The following is an 18,207-nucleotide window of genomic DNA, read 5'->3' on the forward strand; positions in this document are numbered from 1 at the left end:
GAGATCGACGGTCAGGGAAGCAGGGCCGCCGGGTCGACGGTGATCTCGAAAGGGCCGTGCAGGGTCGCCGAATCACCGGCGGCCACCCGGTGGGTCTGTTCGTAGACCTGCTCGGAGCCCAGTGTGTGGGCGAACAGGACCGGCAGCTCCTCGCCCGGTAGCCGGCCTTTGAACGAGTTGATCTCGAACCGCCAGTAGTGCGGGATTCCGGCGGCGGCGTAGACCACGGGTTTGGTCATCCGGTCCGCCAGCGTCGTGGACTTGGAGACCACTTCGACAGCCAGGCGCACCTGTTCCACCGGTATCCCCCGCTCGTCCCACGAGATCGGCCCCTCGGCCACGATCAAGTCGGGGATCGGCTCGTCGTCACCGATCAGTACACCGACCCCTTCGAGAACAACCCAGCCCGCGGGAACCGCATCGCGCAGAGCCAGAAGTAGGTGCTGGATGAGCCATTGGTGGCGGGGCTTGGGAGCAGCGTTCACGACGAGCTGACCATTCAATACCTCGTATCGCAAGCCGTCTTCCGGCATGTTGTCGAGATCGGCCGCAGTCCACCCGTCAAGTCCAGGGGCGGGCATTGCCATCGGACCACCTCCAGCCTGATACGGGACCGCGTATGTCCGCGGATGCTCTATGGATTCTATCCTGTGGATTCGCGACCATCCGACGGGAAAGACAGCCGGGCTTACCCGGAACCCCGACCCGGGAACGTCGGGCCGAGCCCACCGCTCGGCCCGTGCCCAGTGTGGTCAGGCGGTGCGGACACCTGCCTGACCACTGCGCCGGCCGCGGCTGTGCAGCCGGCGACTCGTATCTGTTGTACCGGGTTCAGTCCTGTCCGCCGGAGGTTTCACCGAGCCGGTCCGCCAACAGTGGCGCGATCACGGCGAAAGCTTCCACCGTGGTCATATCGTCGTGCGTCGCCGGTACCGCGTACTCGGCGATATCGCCGGACACATACGGCCGCCAGTCGTCCGCCGTAGGACCGGCCTGTTGTGCGCCGGGGACCGGGACGTCGGCACGGAAGAAGTCGACGACACCCTGGTACACCCGGGGCTGGTGGTCGGCGATCAGTTCCGCGGAGCGCACCGCGGTCCGGTAGACACCGCGGAGCCGGTCCACCGGCAAGCGCAGCAGCTCCGGGGGGATCAACTCGTGCAGTCGGTCCAGTTCCGCGTCACCGAGTTCGCCGACACCCCGGCCCGTTTCCTCGGTGACGATCCCCTGTTCCACCAGCGCCGCGCGGACCGCGGACTCGAAGATGCCGGGATCGACGGCCGGATGGCTGTCCAGCATTGCCAGCATCTCGACCTGTTCGCCCGCCTCCTGCAGTTCGGTGGCGACGGCATGGGCCAGCACCCCGCCCAGCGACCAGCCGAGCAGGCGGTACGGGCCGACCGGCTGAATGCGCCGGATCTCGGCCAGGTAGCGGGCCGCGATCTCCGTCAGTGAGGCCGGGGCATAATCGGTTTCGGAATACGCCGGCGACTGCAGACCGTAGATCGGCTGATCCGCCGGCAGCAGCCCGGTCAGCCCGGCGAAAGTCCAGGCCAGTCCGTCTCGGGCGTGGATGGCGAAAATCGGGGTCTTGTCACCGGTGTCCCGGATGGGCAGGACCACCTGCAGTGCCGCCTCGGCCAGCGCCTCCGCGTCGGCCGGTGCGGCGAGCCGGGCGGCGAGGCCGCCCACGGTCGCGTCGGTGAACAACCACTGCACACTGATATCGACCCCGGTCTCCGCACCGAGCCGGGCAGCGACCTTCGTCGCGAGCAGCGAGTTACCGCCGAGCGCGAAGAACGAGTCGTCGATCCCGACCCGGTCCACACCCAGCGCCTCGGCGAAGATCTCGGCGATGGTGTGCTCCAGCGGGGAGCGGGGCGCGCGGAAGTGGGCGTCGGCGGCGAACACCGGCACCGGCAGCGCCCGGCGGTCCAGTTTGCCCGCCGGGGTCAGCGGGATTTCGTCGAGCACCATGATCGACGACGGCACCATGTACGACGGCAACCGTTGCCCGGCATACTCGCGCAACTCCGCCACATCGATCGAGAAGCCCTGCGTGGCAACCACATACGACACCAGCACGGCCGCGCCCGCCGCACTCTCGTGGCCGAGGGTGACCGCGAAATCGACACTGTCGTGCGAGGTCAGCGTGGCGTCGATCTCGCCCGGTTCGATGCGGAAACCACGGACTTTCACCTGGAAGTCGTTGCGGCCCACATACTCCACCGCGGGATCACCCGCGGCGTCACGCCGCCAGCGCACCACGTCGCCCGTGCGATACAACCGGGCGCCCGGTTCGCCGAACGGATCGGCGACGAAACGCTCCGCGGTCAGACCGAACCGAGCGTGGTAACCACGCGCCAGCTGGATACCACCGACATACAGTTCACCGGCCACACCCTCGGGCACCGGGTTCAACCGGTCGTCCAGCACCAGCGCGCGCATACCGCGCACCGGACCGCCGATCGTCACCGGATCACCGGAACGCAGCACACCACTGATATTCGTGGCGATGGTCGCCTCGGTCGGACCGTACGCATTGTGCAGCCGCCGCTCGACCGCACCCGCGGACCACTCGACCTCGGGTGTGGTGGACCATTTCGCGACCAGGTCCGCCGAAATCGCCTCACCGCCCGCGATGATGACCTGCATACCCGCCAGGTCCGCCGGATCCAGCGACGCCAGCACCGAGGGCGTGATCAAACCGACCGTCACACCGGCACTGGAGATGAGTTCGCCCAGCTCGGCGCCACCGTAGTTGCCCGTCGGCACCACCACCAGCGCACCCGCCGACCCCACCGCCAGCAACAACTCCAGAATCGACGCATCGAAGCTCGGCGACGCGAACGCCAGCGCCCGCGTTGTCGTATCGAGGCCGTACCGCTCGACCTGCTCCGCACTGAAGTTCGCCAGACCGGCGTGGCTGACCACCACGCCCTTGGGCACACCGGTCGAACCGGAGGTGTAGATGACATACGCGGTATTCGCCGGCGTCAACGGCCGCACGCGATCCGCATCGGTGATCGGCCCGGCCGAATACCCGGCGAGGTCCAGCTCGTCGAGTACCAGCCAATCCACCGAATCCGGCAGATCGGCCCGCACCGACGACACCGTAATACCCACCGGCGCACCGGAATCGGTGAGCATATGCTCGATCCGATCCGCCGGATAGGTCGGGTCGATCGGCAGGAACGCCGCACCGGATCGGGTCACCGCCCATTCGGCGAGCACCGAATCCGCCGACCGCGGCACCGCCACGGCGACCAGATCCTCAGCACCCAGTCCGCGCTCGATCAGCACCCGCGCCAACCGGTTCGATCGCTGGTCGAATTCGCCGTAGTAGTGCCGGACGCCCTTGAACACCACCGCCGGCGCCGCCGGATCCACCGCCACGGCAGCGGCCAGCAGGTCCGGCAATGTCCGCGCCGGTACCGCCGGGCCACCGGAGCGCGAGCCCAGTTCCGCATGTTCGGCCGGGGTCAGGAACTGCGCATCCCCCACCGGCAGGTCCGGTGCGTCGACCAGGTGGTCGATCACCCGCACCAGTCGCGCGGCGAGCGTTTCGACAGCCGCGGCGTCGAACCGGCTGGTCAGGTACTTCAGCATGATCCGGACAGTGCCCTCGGCCGTCACCACGAGGGTCATCGGGTAGTGGCTGTTGTCGCGCGTGCCCACACCGACGATGGACATACCGTCGATATCGCTGGTTGCGGCGACGGTGGCGGCATCGGTGGGATAGGACTCGAACACGAACAGGCTGTCGAACTGCACCGCGGCTCCGGCGGCCTGCTGGATATCGGTCAGCCCCAGGTAGTGGTGCTCCAGCAGGGCGGCTTGTTCGCGCTGCAATCCGGTGAGCAGATCGCTGGTGGTCGCCCGGTGATCCACCTGGACCCGCACCGGCAGGGTGTTGATGAACAGGCCGACCATGGACTCGACGCCGGGAAGTTCGGCCGGACGGCCGGACACCGTGGCACCGAACACCACATCGTCACGTCCGGTGACCCAGCCGAGCAGCACACCCCACGCCGCCTGCAGCAGGGTGTTCATCGTGATCCCGAGATCGGCGGCGCGCGCGGTGAGTTGCGCCGTGCGGTCCTTGTCGATCTCGGCGACGAAGGTGCCCATCTCGTAGCTTTCCGGCGCCACCGGCTCGGGCGCCAGCAGGGCGGGCTCGGTGAAACCGTCGAGCGCCTCGCGCCACGCCCGGACGGAGGCTGCGTGATCACGCCCGGCCAGCCAGGACAGGAAGTTCCGGTACGAGACCACCCGCGGCAGCACGGACGTATCGCCGCGCACCGCGTACAGCACCAGAAGTTCCCGCATAAGCAGCGGCATGGACCAGCCGTCGAGCAGGATGTGGTGGGTGGTGATCGCCAGCTGCCAGGTGTCCTCGGTCAGCCGGACGAGGTGGAACCGGATCAGCGGCGGGGCCGACATATCGAAATGGTCGGCCTGGTCCGCGGCCAGCAGCCGATCCAGCGCTCCGGCCCGTTCCGGCTCCGGCAGATCACGCAGGTCGACATCGCGCCACGGCACCGATACGGAGTCGAGCACGATCTGTACCCATTGGCCGTCGGTATCGGCGACGAACGCGGTCCGCAGATTCGGATACCGGCCGATCATGGTCTCGGCGGCGCGCCGCAGGCGGACCGGGTCCACCACGCCGGCCAGGGTGACCGACGACTGCATGGTGTAGACGTCGTGTCCCTCACCCACGAACTGGGCGTGGAACAGCAACCCGGCCTGCAGCGGCGACAGCGGCCACACCTCCGACATCGCCGGGTAGCCGCCCTCCCAGCGCTCGATATCGCGCTGCGAAACCCGGACCAGCGACATATCGGACGGAGTGAAACCGCCCGCGTCCGGCCGGCGGACATGGTCGGCGAGCGCGGTGAGCGCGGCGATCCACAGGTCCGCGAATTCCCGCGCTGTCGCCTCGGTGAGCAGTCCGCTCGGGTAGGAGAAGGACGCGGTCAATACCGGACCGTCGGCGCCGGTATCGACGATGGCGTTGATATCGAGCACCGCGTTGGCGGGCATATCGCGGTCCGATTCGGCGTCGATCGGGCCGAGATCGCCGGTCGGCAGCCAGCCGAGTTCGGCCATTTCGGCGGGGATCTCGCCGGCGGAGACGCGGCCGAGATAGTTGAAGCTGATCTGCCCCGGCACCAGTTCCGGTAGCGCGTCACCGGTTTCGGCGTTCAGGTAGCGCAGCAGGCCGTAGCCGAGTCCCTTGTCCGGGATCGCGAACAGCTGTTCCTTCACCGCTTTCACCACCGCGCCCATGGCCGGGCCGCCCGCGAACGCCTCGTCCAGGTCGATGCCCGGCAATTCCAGGCGCACCGGATGCACGGCCGTGAACCAGCCGACGGTGCGGGACAGGTCGGCGCCGGGCACCACGGTCTCTTCCCGGCCGTGGCCTTCCAGTTTGATCAGCGCCGCGGCCGACGGATCACCACCACGCAGCCGGGCCAGGGCCAGCGTGAGCGCGGCCAGCAGGGCATCGTTGGGACCGCCGTGGTACCGGGCGCCGACGGTGGTCAGCACCGCCTCGGTGATCTCGGTGGGCAGCGATACCCGGAACTGTTCGACGGTGGCGTTGGTGTCGATCGCCGGATCGAACGCCCGGGCGCCGAGCAGTGGGTCCGGGGTGGCGGCGATCGTGCGCCAATACGGCAGTTCCGCGACTCGTCCGGGGTCACCGGCGGCCTCGGCCAGTCCGTGCGCCCAGCGGCGCAGCGAGGTGCCGACCGGCGGCAACACCACCGGCTGACCGGCCGCGAGCTGCGACCACGCCAGCGCCAGGTCCGGGATGACAATGCGCCACGACACACCGTCGACCACGAAGTGATGCGCCACGAAGGCCAGCACATCGCGCCGTTCACCGCCGAAGGCGAACCAGACGAACTGCGCCATCACAGCGCGGGCCGGGTCCAGGCGCCCCAGCGCGGCATCGAACTCGGCGGACGCGACGCGGGTGAGTTCGGCCTCGTCGATCGCGTCGTCGAGGTCCACCCGGTGCACGAGCGCGTCGATATCGATGGCACCGGGGGCCAGCGCCTCGAACTCCGGCGCACCGTCGGCCGGCACCACCAGCCGGGAGCGCAACGCGTCGTGGTGATCGAATACCGCGGACAGGGTCGCGACCAGGGTCTCGCGATCGATATCGGCCGGTAGGCGCAACATCATCGGCTGGGAGAACCGCTGGTACGACGCGCCGCCGCGCAGGATCTGGGACATGACCGGCAGCACCGGCATGGTGCCGACCCCGCCGCCGGGCAGTTCCGCGAGACGCTGTTCGGTTGCGACGCCGAGGGTGGCGATCTCGGCCAGCCCGGCCACGGTCCGCCGCTCGAACACATCGCGCGGGGTGAAGACCACTCCGCGGGCCTTGGCCCGGGAGACCAGCTGGATCGACAGAATACTGTCACCGCCGAGGGCGAAGAACGAATCGTCGACACCGATCCGCCCGGTACCGAGCACATCGGCGAAGACCTCGGCGATCACGGTTTCGGCCTCACCCACCGGGGCGCGGTAGGACTGTGCCTCCAGCACCGGTTCCGGGAGCGCCCTACGGTCCAGTTTGCCCACCGGCGTGAGCGGAATCTCGTCCAGGACCACGATCGCCGACGGCACCATATGCGCGGGCAACCCGGCGGATACGAACTCGGTCACCGCACCGGTGTCCACGCTCCGGCCCTGGGCCGGGAGCACATACGACACCAGAATCGTCGCGCCCGCGGCGGTTTCCCGGCCGAGGGTCACCGCGTATTCGATATCCGGGTGTGCGGCCAGGGCGGTGTCGATCTCACCCAATTCGACTCGGAAACCCCGGATCTTGACCTGGAAGTCGGACCGGCCGACATAGTCCAGTTCCCAGCGCACCGTGGGCAATGCCTCGTTCCCTGCCCGCAGTCCCGGCGTCGCGTACCACCGCACCACATCGCCGGTGCGGTACATGCGCGAACCCTCGAAACTGAACGGGTTGGCCACGAAACGGTCGGCGGTCAGACCTGGCCGGTTGTGGTAACCGCGCGCCAGCGCGCCACCGGACAGATACAGCTCACCCGCCACACCCGGCGGTACCGGATTCAATCGCGAGTCCAGGACCAGGGCCGATATCCCGTGCACCGGGTCGCCGATGGTGACGTGTTCACCGGGGAAGAGCCGCGCGTACGAGGAAATGATCGTGGTCTCGGTGGGACCGTAGCCGTTGAAGTACTCGCGTCCCGGTTCCCATTTGGCCAGCAGTTCCGGTGTGGTCACATCGCCGCCGACGGACACCACTTCCAGCGCGTCCAGGTTCGCCGGGTCCATGGTGCCGAGCACCGCCGGGGTGATGATCGTATGGGTCACTTCTTCGGACCGCAGCAGTTCGGCCAGGTCCGGTCCGCCGATGATCTCGCCCGGCACCACCACCAGGGTGGCGCCGACATAACTCGTGCACACCCATTCCAGTACCGACGGATCGAAACTCGGCGAGCAGATGTGCAGGAACCGGTGCCGCGACTCCAGCCGGTACAGATCGGCCGCCACATCGGCGAGACCGCCGATACCCGCATGCGTCACCACGACGCCCTTCGGGAGACCGGTGGAGCCGGAGGTGTAGATGACATAGGCCGGGTGCCACATCATCAGCGGCGCGGTCCGCTCGGCGTCGGTGACCCGGTGGTCCGGTTGTGCCGCGACCTCCGCCTGCAGGGCCGGATCGTCCAGCCGCAGCCACGGCGTATCGCCCGGCAGGCGGTCGACGAACTCGCTGCTGGTGACTCCCAGTACCGCACCGGAGTCGGAGAGCATATGCCGCATCCGGTCGGCCGGATAGTTGGGATCCACCGGCAGGTGCGCACCGCCGGCCTTGGTCACCGCCCAGAACGCCAGAACCATATCGTAGGAACGCGGGAAGGACAGTGCCACAATGCTTTCCGGTCCGACACCGCGGCCGATCAGCACCCGGGCCAGCCGGGAGGACTCCGCGTCCAGCTCGCGATAGGTCACCGACCGGCCGCGGTACCGGACCGCCACACCGCCGGGGTTCGTCCGGACACCGTAGTGGAGGATCTCCGGCAGCAGACCGGTCGCCATCACCTCATCACCATGGATATGGGTGAGCAGGCGATATTCGGAATCGTCGATGATCGGCAGATCACCGATGGGCGCGTCGGGGGTCCGGACGAGGGCGTCCAGCAGATGCACGAAGCGGCGCGCGAAGACGCGGACGGTGTCCTCGTCGAAGAGGTCACGGGCGAACGAGAATTCCGCTGCCATCCCTGCTCCGGTTTCGACGACACGCAGGGAGAGATCGAATTTGGCGGTGTCGGCATCGAATTCGACAGCGGCGACCCGCAACCCGGGCAGTTCGAATCCGGCGGGCGGCAGATTCTCGAACGACAGCGCCACCTGGAACAGCGGATGCCGGGCCGTGGAACGCTCGACATCGACGAGTTCCACCAGGCGTTCGAACGGCACATCGGCATGCGCGAACGCCTGGAGGTCGGCTTCTTTCGTGGCCGCGAGGAAATCGGAGAAACTCAGCTCGCCCCGGACATGCGACCGCAGCACCAGCGTGTTGACGAACATGCCGACCACATCGTCGAGTTCGGCCTCACCGCGACCCGCGATCGGGGTCCCGACGGCCACATCGTCGGTACCCGACAACCGCGCCAGCAGCAGCGCCAGCGCCGCGTGTACGACCATGAACACCGTGGCGTTGTGTTCGGCGGCCAGCCGGGTCACACCCTCGTGCAGCCGGGAGTCGATCGGGAAGGGCACGGTGCCACCGGCAAACGATTGCGCGGTGGGCCGCGGCCGGTCACCGGGCAGGTTCAGTTCGTCCGGCAATCCGGCCAGTGCCTGTCGCCAATACCGCACTTGCGCGCTGACCAGGCTGTCCGGATCGTCTTCCGAGCCGAGGACCTCCCGCTGCCAGATGCTGTAGTCGGCGTACTGCACCGGCAGCGGCGCCCAGCCGGGCACTGTGCCGGCGGAGCGGGCGGCGTAGGCGGCCATCACATCGCGGGTCAGCGGTCCGATCGACCAGCCGTCCGTGCTGATGTGGTGCACCACGACAACGAGGACGTATTCATCGGCGGCCGAGTGGAACAGCGCTGCCCGCAACGGGATTTCGGTCGTCACGTCGAAACCGGCCGTGACCGCTTCCGCGACTCGCGCGGGCAATTCCGCGGCCGGCACCGGCACCGGGGTGAGGTCCCGCAGGGCCTGTCCGACCGGCAGCACCTTCTGGTACGGCCGCCCGTCATGGGCCGGGTAGACGGTGCGCAAGGTTTCGTGGCGAGCGATCACATCGTTGACGGCCGCGCGCAGGGCGGCGACATCGAGGTCGCCGGTCAGGCGGACCGCGACCGGAATGTTGTAGGCGATCGATTCGGTATCGAACTGGTTGAGGAACCACATGCGCTGCTGCGCCAGCGACAACGGCACCCGCTCCGGACGCGGCCGCGGCGCCAGTACCGGCAGACCCGCACGACCGGTCGCGGTCTCCGCCGCGGCTGCCAGCGCCGACACGGTGGAGGCTTCGAACAGCGTCCGCACCGGCACCTGGGCCTCCAGCGCGGCACCGATCCGCGCCGCGACCTGGGTCGCGATCAGCGAATTACCGCCGAGCGCGAAGAAGTCGTCGTCGGCACCCACCCGCTCGACGCCGAGAACATCGGCGAACACACCCGCCACGATCTCTTCGATGGGAGTCGACGGAGCCCGGAACTCCCGGGACTCGAACGTAGGCTCCGGCAACGCTTTACGGTCCAGCTTCCCGGATGTGTTCAGCGGGAAGGCGTCGAGTTCCACGACCGCGGCCGGGACCATGTAGATCGGCAGGACCGCACGCACAGCCTCCAGCAGCTCGGCGGACACCACCTGCGCACCCGGAGCCGGCACCACATACGCCACCAGCTGCTCACCCAGCTGGGACTTGGATACTGTCACCGCGGCCTGGCTGACCTGCGGTTGCGCCAGGAACGCCGACTCGATCTCGCCGAGCTCGATCCGCTGTCCACGGAACTTCACCTGGAAATCGGTACGACCCAGATACTCGAGCACCGGCGCCGACGCCGACTCGATCTGCCGCCACCGCACGAGGTCGCCCGTTCGATACATCCGCCGGCCGGCATCGAACGGACTCGCCACGAACCGATCCGCCGACAGATCCGGACGCGTCACATACCCGCGCGCCAACTGATCACCGGCCAGATACAGCTCACCGACGACTCCCTCGGGCACCGGCCGCAACCGGCGGTCGAGCACATAGACGCGCGAATTCCATTGCGGCACACCGATCGGCACACTCCCGGCTTCCGCGCCGGTGGCCTGCCAGTAGGTGATCGACACCGCCGCCTCGGTCGGACCGTACAGGTTGTGCACCGCTGCAGCGGAGACCGCGTGCATCGCCGTCACCGTCTCCGGTGGCAGTGCTTCGCCGATCACGAACACATGCCGCAAGCTCGGGATGGAACCGGCCTCGGTATGCGCCGCGAACACCGTCAGCATCGACGGCACGAAGTCGGTGACCGTCACCCGCTGGTCAGCGATCACCCGCGCCAAGTACGCCGGGTCACGGTGTCCGTCCGCGGTCGCCACCACCAGACGAGCGCCCGCGGCCAGCGGCAGGAAGTAACCCCACAGCGACACATCGAACGTCGTCGCCGTCTTCTGCAGATACACATCCGACGCACCCATCGGATACTGCGACAGCATCCACGCCACCTGGTTCGCGATCGCCGAATGCGGTACCGCCACACCCTTCGGCCGGCCCGTCGAACCGGACGTGAAGATCACATACGCCGTATTCGACGGACGCACGGGCGCCACCCGGTCGGCATCGGTCACCGGCGCGCTATCGAAACCGCTGGTGTCGATGTCATCCACCGCCAGCACCGGGACACCCGCCAGCACACCCACCGTGGAGCCGGCCGGGACCGCCGGTTCCACACCGACGGTCTGCGCATCCACGGTGGTCGACAGCAGGCACGCCGGTGCCGCGGTATCCAGGATGTAGCCGATCCGCTCCGCCGGATGCGCCGGATCCAACGGCACGTACGCACCACCCGCGGCCACCACCGCATACATCCCGACCACCAGGTCCAGCGACCGCGACATCACCAAGCCGACCAGCGACTCCGGACCCACGCCCTGCGCGATCAACAACCGCGCCAGCCGGTTCACCCGGGCACCGAACTCCGCATAGGTGAGCTCGGCACCCTCGAAGGACACCGCCACCCGCTCCGGGAAGGCGATCACCGCACGGTCGAACCCTTCCAGCAGCAGCCGCGGGACGAACGGATACCCCGTCGCATTCCACTGCTCGAGCACCTGGGTCCGCTCGACCGGCGCGAGGATTTCCAGATCCCCCACCGGCAGCGATGGATTCGCGACGATCTCACCGAGCAACCGGACGAACCGATCAGCAAAGCCCTGCACCGTCGCCTGATCGAACAGATCCGTGGCATAGGTCAGGAAGCCCGCCAGACCCTGCGGTGCACCGGTTTCGTCGTAGCTGTCACCGACGATCAGGTTCAGATCGAACTGCGAGATCTCGGTGTCGATACCGAGACCCGACACCGTCAGCCCGGGCAGCTCCAAACTCGACTGCGCCACATTCTGGAACGTGAACCCGACCTGGAACAACGGATGCCGCGCCTGCGACCGCGCCGGATTCAGCACCTCGACCAGGCGCTCGAACGGCACATCCGCGTTCGCGAACGCCTCGATGTCCACCTGACGCTGCCGCGCCAGCAGATCGGCGAACGACTCTCCGCGATCGAGCTGCGTGCGGAACACCAGCGTGTTCACGAACATACCGATCAAGTCATCGAGAGCCTGCTCACCACGACCCGCGACCGGCGTACCGACAGTGATGTCATCGCTGCCCGACAACCGCGCCAGCAGTACCGCGAACGCGGTATGCGCCACCATGAACAACGTGGCACCGTGCTCCTGCGCCACCCGCAGTAACCCGGCGTGGACCTCGGCGTCGATACCGAGCTCCACCCGGCCACCCACAAACGACTGCACCGCCGGTCGCGGCCGGTCGGCGGGCAGATCCAACTGATCGGGTACCCCGGCCAGCGCCGATTTCCAGTACCCGATCTGTTCGGCCGCCAGCGATTCCGGATCGGATTCGTCACCGAGCAGCTCCCGCTGCCAAATGCTGAAGTCCGCGTACTGCACCGGCAATCCCGCCCATGCGGGCGCTTCGCCCATGGTGCGGGCCGCATACGCGGTCATCAGATCCCGGGTCAGCGGAGCGACAGAGGAACCGTCGGCGGCAATGTGGTGCACGACCATGGCCAGCACGAATTCACTCCGGCCGCTGGTGAACAGCGCCACCCGCAGCGGCACCTCGGCCGTCACGTCGAAACCGGACGACGCCAACTCACCTACGGCCGCGACAACCTCACCGGCCGTCACGGTCCGCACGTCGAGCTGCGGCACCCCCTGCCCCACCGGCAGAATCACCTGTACCGGACCGGAATCGGTCTCCGGATACACCGTCCGGAGCACCTCGTGCCGCGCCACCAGATCGGCCACCGCCGCCCGCAGCGCGTCCACATCCAGCGCACCGGACAACCGGATCGCCAACGGAATGTTGTACGCCACCGACCGCGCATCGAACCGGTTCAGGAACCACATCCGCTGCTGCGCCAGCGACAACGGCACCGCATCCTGGACCTCACCCGAATCGGTCACCCGCGTCGGCCGCGGCTGCGGCACCAACGCCGCCCGGCCGCCCGACCCGGCATGCTGCTCCACCCGGACCGCCAAACCGGCAACCGTGGTGGCCTCGAACAGCGCGCGCACCGGAACGGTCGTATCCAGCGCCTTGCTCAACCGGGCGGCCACCTGGGTCCCCACCAGGGAGTTACCACCCAGCGCGAAGAAATCGTCGTCCGCACCGACCCGGTCGACACCGAGGACCTCCGCGAAAATTCTCGCGACGATCTCTTCGATCGGGGTCGACGGCGCCCGGAACTCGGTCGCCTCGAAAACGGGTTCCGGCAGAGCTTTACGATCCAGCTTGCCGTTGACATTCAACGGCAGCGCATCGAGCTCCACGAACGCCGCCGGAACCATGTACGACGGCAACCGCAGACCCAGCTCCGCCTGAATCCGGGCAAAATCCACACCGGTACCACCATCGGCACCATCGGCACCAGCAACCGAGTCATCGACCGGACCGGCATCGACACCGACCGCAGCGGGAACCAGGTACCCGACCAACCGGTCACCGGTCCGCGGATCGGCCTTCGCCACCACCGCGGCCTGGCCGATCTCGGGCAACGCCAGCAGGGCCGCTTCGATCTCACCGAGTTCGATCCGGAAACCCCGGATCTTGACCTGGAAATCGGTACGGCCCCGATACTCCAGTTCACCGGCACGGGTCCAGGCAACCAGGTCACCCGTGCGGTACATCCGCGCACCGGGCGTGAACGGATCCGCCACGAACTTGTCAGCGCTCAGATCCGGGCGACCGAAATACCCGTGCGCCAACTGCACACCAGCCAGATACAACTCACCCGACACACCATCGGGCACCGGCTGCAAGCGCGAATCCAGGACGTACACCCGCGAGTTCCACTGCGGCACACCGATCGGCACCGAGGCCCGATCGGCTTCGGTCACCCGATGGGTCGTCACCGATACGGCGGCCTCGGTCGGACCGTACAAGTTGAACAGCTCGATTGCCGGATGATCGGCGAATATCCGCTGCGCCGTCGCCGCGGGCAACGCCTCGCCGATAGCCAGCACCCGCCGCAACGAATCCGATAGACCCTCGCCCGTGGAGAGCAGCGCGTCCAGCATCGACGGCACCACCGTCAACGTGGTGACCGCCTCGCGACCCATCACGCTGTTGAGATAGGCGGGATCCCGATGCCCCTCCGCCGAGGCGATGACCATCCGGCCACCCGACACCGCCGCGGTCCAGAACTCCCACACCGACAGATCGAACGTCGCCGCCGTCTTCAGCAGAATCGCATCCGAAGCATCCAACGCGAATTCGGTAGTGATGTAACGCAACTGGTTCACGATCGCCGAGTGCGGGACTGCCACACCCTTCGGCCGGCCCGTCGAACCGGACGTGAAGATCACATACGCGGTATTTGACGCGCGCAACGGTGACACCCGCTCGGCATCGGAAACCGGCGTGCTGTCGAACGCCTCGAGGTCCAGATCGTCGAGCACCACCACCGGCGCTTCTCCGACATCGGAACCGGCCTCGGCGGTGCCGGTATCGGACCCCCCTCCGGCCCCGGTACCGGAAGGCGCGAAACCGGTCTCGGCATTCGTCAGCACACACACCGGCGCCGCAGTCTCGAGAATGTAGCCGCTACGCTCCGCCGCCTGATCCGGATCGATCGGCACATACACACCACCGGCCACAGTCACCGCGTACATCGCGACAACCAGGTCCACCGACCTCCGCAGCGCCAGCCCGACCCGCGTTTCCGGGCCTACCCCCTCCGCGATCAGGAACCGGGCCAAACCATTGACCCGCGCACCCAACTCCGCGTAAGTCACCTGAGTCCCGTCAGCGGCGACCAACGCCACCGCATCCGGGCTCGCCGCCACCGAAGCATCCAGCAGCGACACCAATGTCTGCGCCGAATCCAGCTCACGAGCAGTCGAATTCCGCTCGGTCAGCGCGGCACGTTCGGCCGGAGCGAAGATATCCAGCTCACCGACCACAGTCTCCGGCGCCGCGACGATCTCCCCGAGCAACCGCACGAACCGGTCCACGAACCCCTGCGCGGTCGCCCGATCGAACAACGCGGTCGCGTACGTCAGGAACCCGCCCAGACCCAGCGGCGCCCCCGACTCGTCGTAGGCGTCACCGACAATCAAATGCAGGTCGAACTGCGACAACTCGGTATCGAGCCCCACACCCGACACCGTCAGGCCGGGCAGCTCCAGATTCACCTGCCCCAGGTTCTGGAACGACAAACCCACCTGGAACAGCGGATGCCGCGCCGTCGAACGGATCGGGTTCAGCACCTCCACCAAACGCTCGAACGGCACATCCGCATGCGCGAACGCCGCGATATCGACCTCACGCTGCCGCGCCAGCAGATCCGTGAACGACTCCCCGCGATCGATCTGCGTCCGGAACACCAGCGTGTTCACGAACATACCGATCAGATCATCCAGCGCCTGCTCACCACGACCCGCGATCGGCGTACCGATCGGGATGTCATCGGATCCGGACAGCCGGGACAGCAGGACCGCGAACGCGGATTGGATCACCATGAACGGGGTCGCGTTCGCATCGCGCGCCAGATCCAGCAGCGCCGCATGGGTCCGGGCGTCGACCTGGACCTCGATCCGGCCACCCGTGTACGACTGCACCGCCGGGCGCGGCCGATCCGCCGGCAGCTCCAATTGATCCGGCAGATCCGCCAGCGCTGCCCGCCAGTATTCGACCTGCTTGTGCACCAGCGATTCCGGATCGGATTCGTCGCCCAGCACTTCCCGTTGCCAGATCGCGAAATCCGCGTATTGCACCGGCAGCGGTTCCCAGGCCGGTGCCGAGCCCGCGGCCCGGGCCGCGTAGGCGGTCATCAGGTCCCGGGTCAGCGGTCCTACCGAGGCGCCGTCGGCGGAGATGTGGTAGACCACCATCGCCAGCACGTATTCGTCGGTCGCACCGTCGATCTCGAACAGTTCGACCCGCAGCGGCACCTCGTCGGTGACATCGAAAGTCCGCGACAGCATATCGATCAGCGCGGACTCGACACCCTCCGGCGCCACCACCCGGGACCCCAATTCGACCACCGACCGGCCGAGCGGCAGCACCACCTGCACCGGTCCCTGGTCGGTCTCCGGGTAGTAGGTTCGCAGCACCTCGTGCCGATCGACCAGATCGCCGATCGCCGCGCGCAGGGCGGCCACATTCAGGTCGCCCGACAAGCGCACGGCGATCGGGATGCTGTAGGCGGCGGATTGCTCGTCGAACCGGTTCAGGAACCACATCCGCTGCTGTGCCAGCGACAGCGGCACCCGCTCCGGACGCGGGCGCGCGATGAGCGCCCGATGCTCGGCACCGGTTCCGCCGAGTTCGCCGAGTTTTTCGGCGAGCCCGGCCACCGTCGCGGCCTCGAAGAGGATCCGGGCGGGAATCCGCGCGTCCACCAGCGCGCCCAGCCGGGCCACCACCTGGGTCGCGATCAGCGAGTTACCGCCGAGCTCGAAGAAATTGTCGTCGGCGCCGACCGGGTCCGGGGGACGCAGCAGCTCGGTGAACACGGCGGCGACCTGCTTCTCCAGCGGGGTCTCCGGCTCCCGGTATTCGGTGGTGTGCAGATGTGGTTCGGGCAGCGCGCGGCGATCCAGCTTCCCGACCGGGGTCAGCGGGATCTCGTCGAGCACAGTGATGACCGCCGGCACCATGTACGCGGGCAGCCGGCTCTCGGCCAGGGCGATCAGCTCATCGGTATCGACCACGGCCCCGCTCGCCGCATGCACGTAGGTGGCCAGCAGGGTGGCGCCGCTGGGGGGCTCGTGCCCGATGGTGACGGCGAAATCCACCGACTCGTGCTCGGTCAGCACCGCGTCGATCTCGCCCAGTTCGATCCGGAAACCGCGGATTTTCACCTGGAAATCGTTGCGGCCCAGGTATTCCACCGAACCGTTCGCGCGCCAGCGCGCCAGATCGCCGGTGCGGTAGAGCCGGGAACCGTTGTCGCCGAACGGGTTGGCCACGAACCGCTCGGCGGTGAGGCCGCGGCGGTTGTGGTAGCCGCGGGCCAGCTGCCCACCGGCGAGGTAGAGCTCACCCGTGACGCCCGTGGGCAGGGGCTGCAGCTGGTCGTCGAGGATGTATTCGGTGACATTGCGCACCGGCGGGCCGATATCGACCGGTTCGTCCGGTTCCAGCGGCCCGCTGATATTGGCCAGGATGGTGGCCTCGGTGGGCCCGTACCCGTTGAAGAATTTCCGCGGCTGACCGTCCACCAGCGTCCCGGCCCACCGCCGCACCAATTCCGGCGGGCAGGCCTCGCCGGCGACGACCACCACCCGCACGTCGTCCAGGCCGGCCGGATCGGTCGAGGACAGGGCGGAGGGGGTGATGACGATATGGGTCACCCGCTCGCGCCGCACCAACGCGGCCAGTTCCTCACCGCCGTACACGGTGGGCGGAACGACCACCATGGTGGCCGCGGCACCGACCGTCATCAACAGTTCCAGGACCGCGACGTCGAAGGACGGCGAGATGATGTGCAGGACCTGGGCGGTGGCATCCACCAGGAATCGTTCGGTCTGTTCGGCGCAGAACCCGGCCAGTCCGGCCTGGGTGACCACCACGCCCTTCGGCTTGCCGGTCGACCCCGAGGTGTAGGTGATGTAGGCCGGGTGCTCGGCGCGCAGCGGGCGCAGCCGCTCGTCGAAGGACACCGGTTCGGCCGGGTACTCCGCGATCAGAGGGGCGGTTTCGGGGCTGTCGACCGCGAGCCACTCCACCTCGTCCGGCAGTTCATCGACGGTATCGGCCACCGTCAGGCCGAAGACGACGCCGGAATCGGTGACCATATGGGTGATGCGGTCGATGGGGTAGGTGACATCCACCGGCACATATCCGGCACCGGTTTTCGCCACCGCCCACACGGCGGCCACCGAATCGATCGAGCGCGGGATGGCGACCGCAACCAGGTTTTCCGGACCGGCCCCCTGCGCGATGAGCAGCCGGGCCAGCCGGTTGGAGCGTTCGTCCAGCTCCGCGTAGGTGAGCTGACCGGGCTCGCCGTTGGCGTAGGCGCCGCGGAGGGCGATACCGGTGGGATTGGTCTCAACGGCCGCGGCCATGAGTTGGGGCAAGCTGGTGAACCGGGGGCGCCGGGCGCGGGTGGGCCGGGTGCGTGCCGTTCGGGTCATCCTCGCATCACTTCCTGGAGATGGTCCCTCCGGTCACCGACAACAGAGCCCATCAACCTACCTCACCTGGTGTTTCCTTACTGCGCGCAGGGCGACCACGTACGGTGTGCGCATCGCCCGGGCACAGCGGCCGTGCCGCGCCCGGGCATGTTCGACCGCTGCGGCACTCGCAGTCTTCCATCATTACATTGTCTGCCGTAGCCCGGTCGTTACCTGCGCAGGCCCAGCCACCCCCGATGGGCTCGCGTGCGCCCGGCGTCGATCACGCCGGGCGCACGCGAGCCGGGGCCCACCGACCCGAAGCTGCCGCCGGAGGCG

2 protein-coding genes are annotated in these 18,207 nt (G+C 68.0%); both read right to left on the minus strand.

The window, feature by feature from the left end; all coding sequences use genetic code 11:
* Nucleotides 1-11: 11 nt before the first annotated feature.
* Nucleotides 12-587 (minus strand): Uma2 family endonuclease, encoded by a 576-nt coding sequence (locus ACIA75_RS00300; RefSeq protein WP_397098272.1) that lies wholly within the window; start codon nt 585-587, stop codon nt 12-14.
* 244 nt (nt 588-831) lie between these two features.
* Nucleotides 832-17,889 (minus strand): amino acid adenylation domain-containing protein, encoded by a 17,058-nt coding sequence (locus ACIA75_RS00305; protein WP_397098274.1) that lies wholly within the window; start codon nt 17,887-17,889, stop codon nt 832-834.
* Between the last annotated feature and the right edge of the window lie 318 nt (nt 17,890-18,207).

It is taken from the genome of Nocardia sp. NPDC051750 (genome assembly GCF_044453135.1).
Taxonomy (GTDB): Bacteria; Actinomycetota; Actinomycetes; order Mycobacteriales; family Mycobacteriaceae; genus Nocardia.

Excerpts from the sequence above, each read along its gene's own strand:
- ACIA75_RS00300 (WP_397098272.1), bottom strand. The coding sequence starts at position 587 with ATGGCAATGCCCGCCCCTGGACTTGACGGGTGGACTGCGGCCGATCTC.
- ACIA75_RS00305 (WP_397098274.1), bottom strand. The coding sequence starts at position 17,889 with ATGACCCGAACGGCACGCACCCGGCCCACCCGCGCCCGGCGCCCCCGG.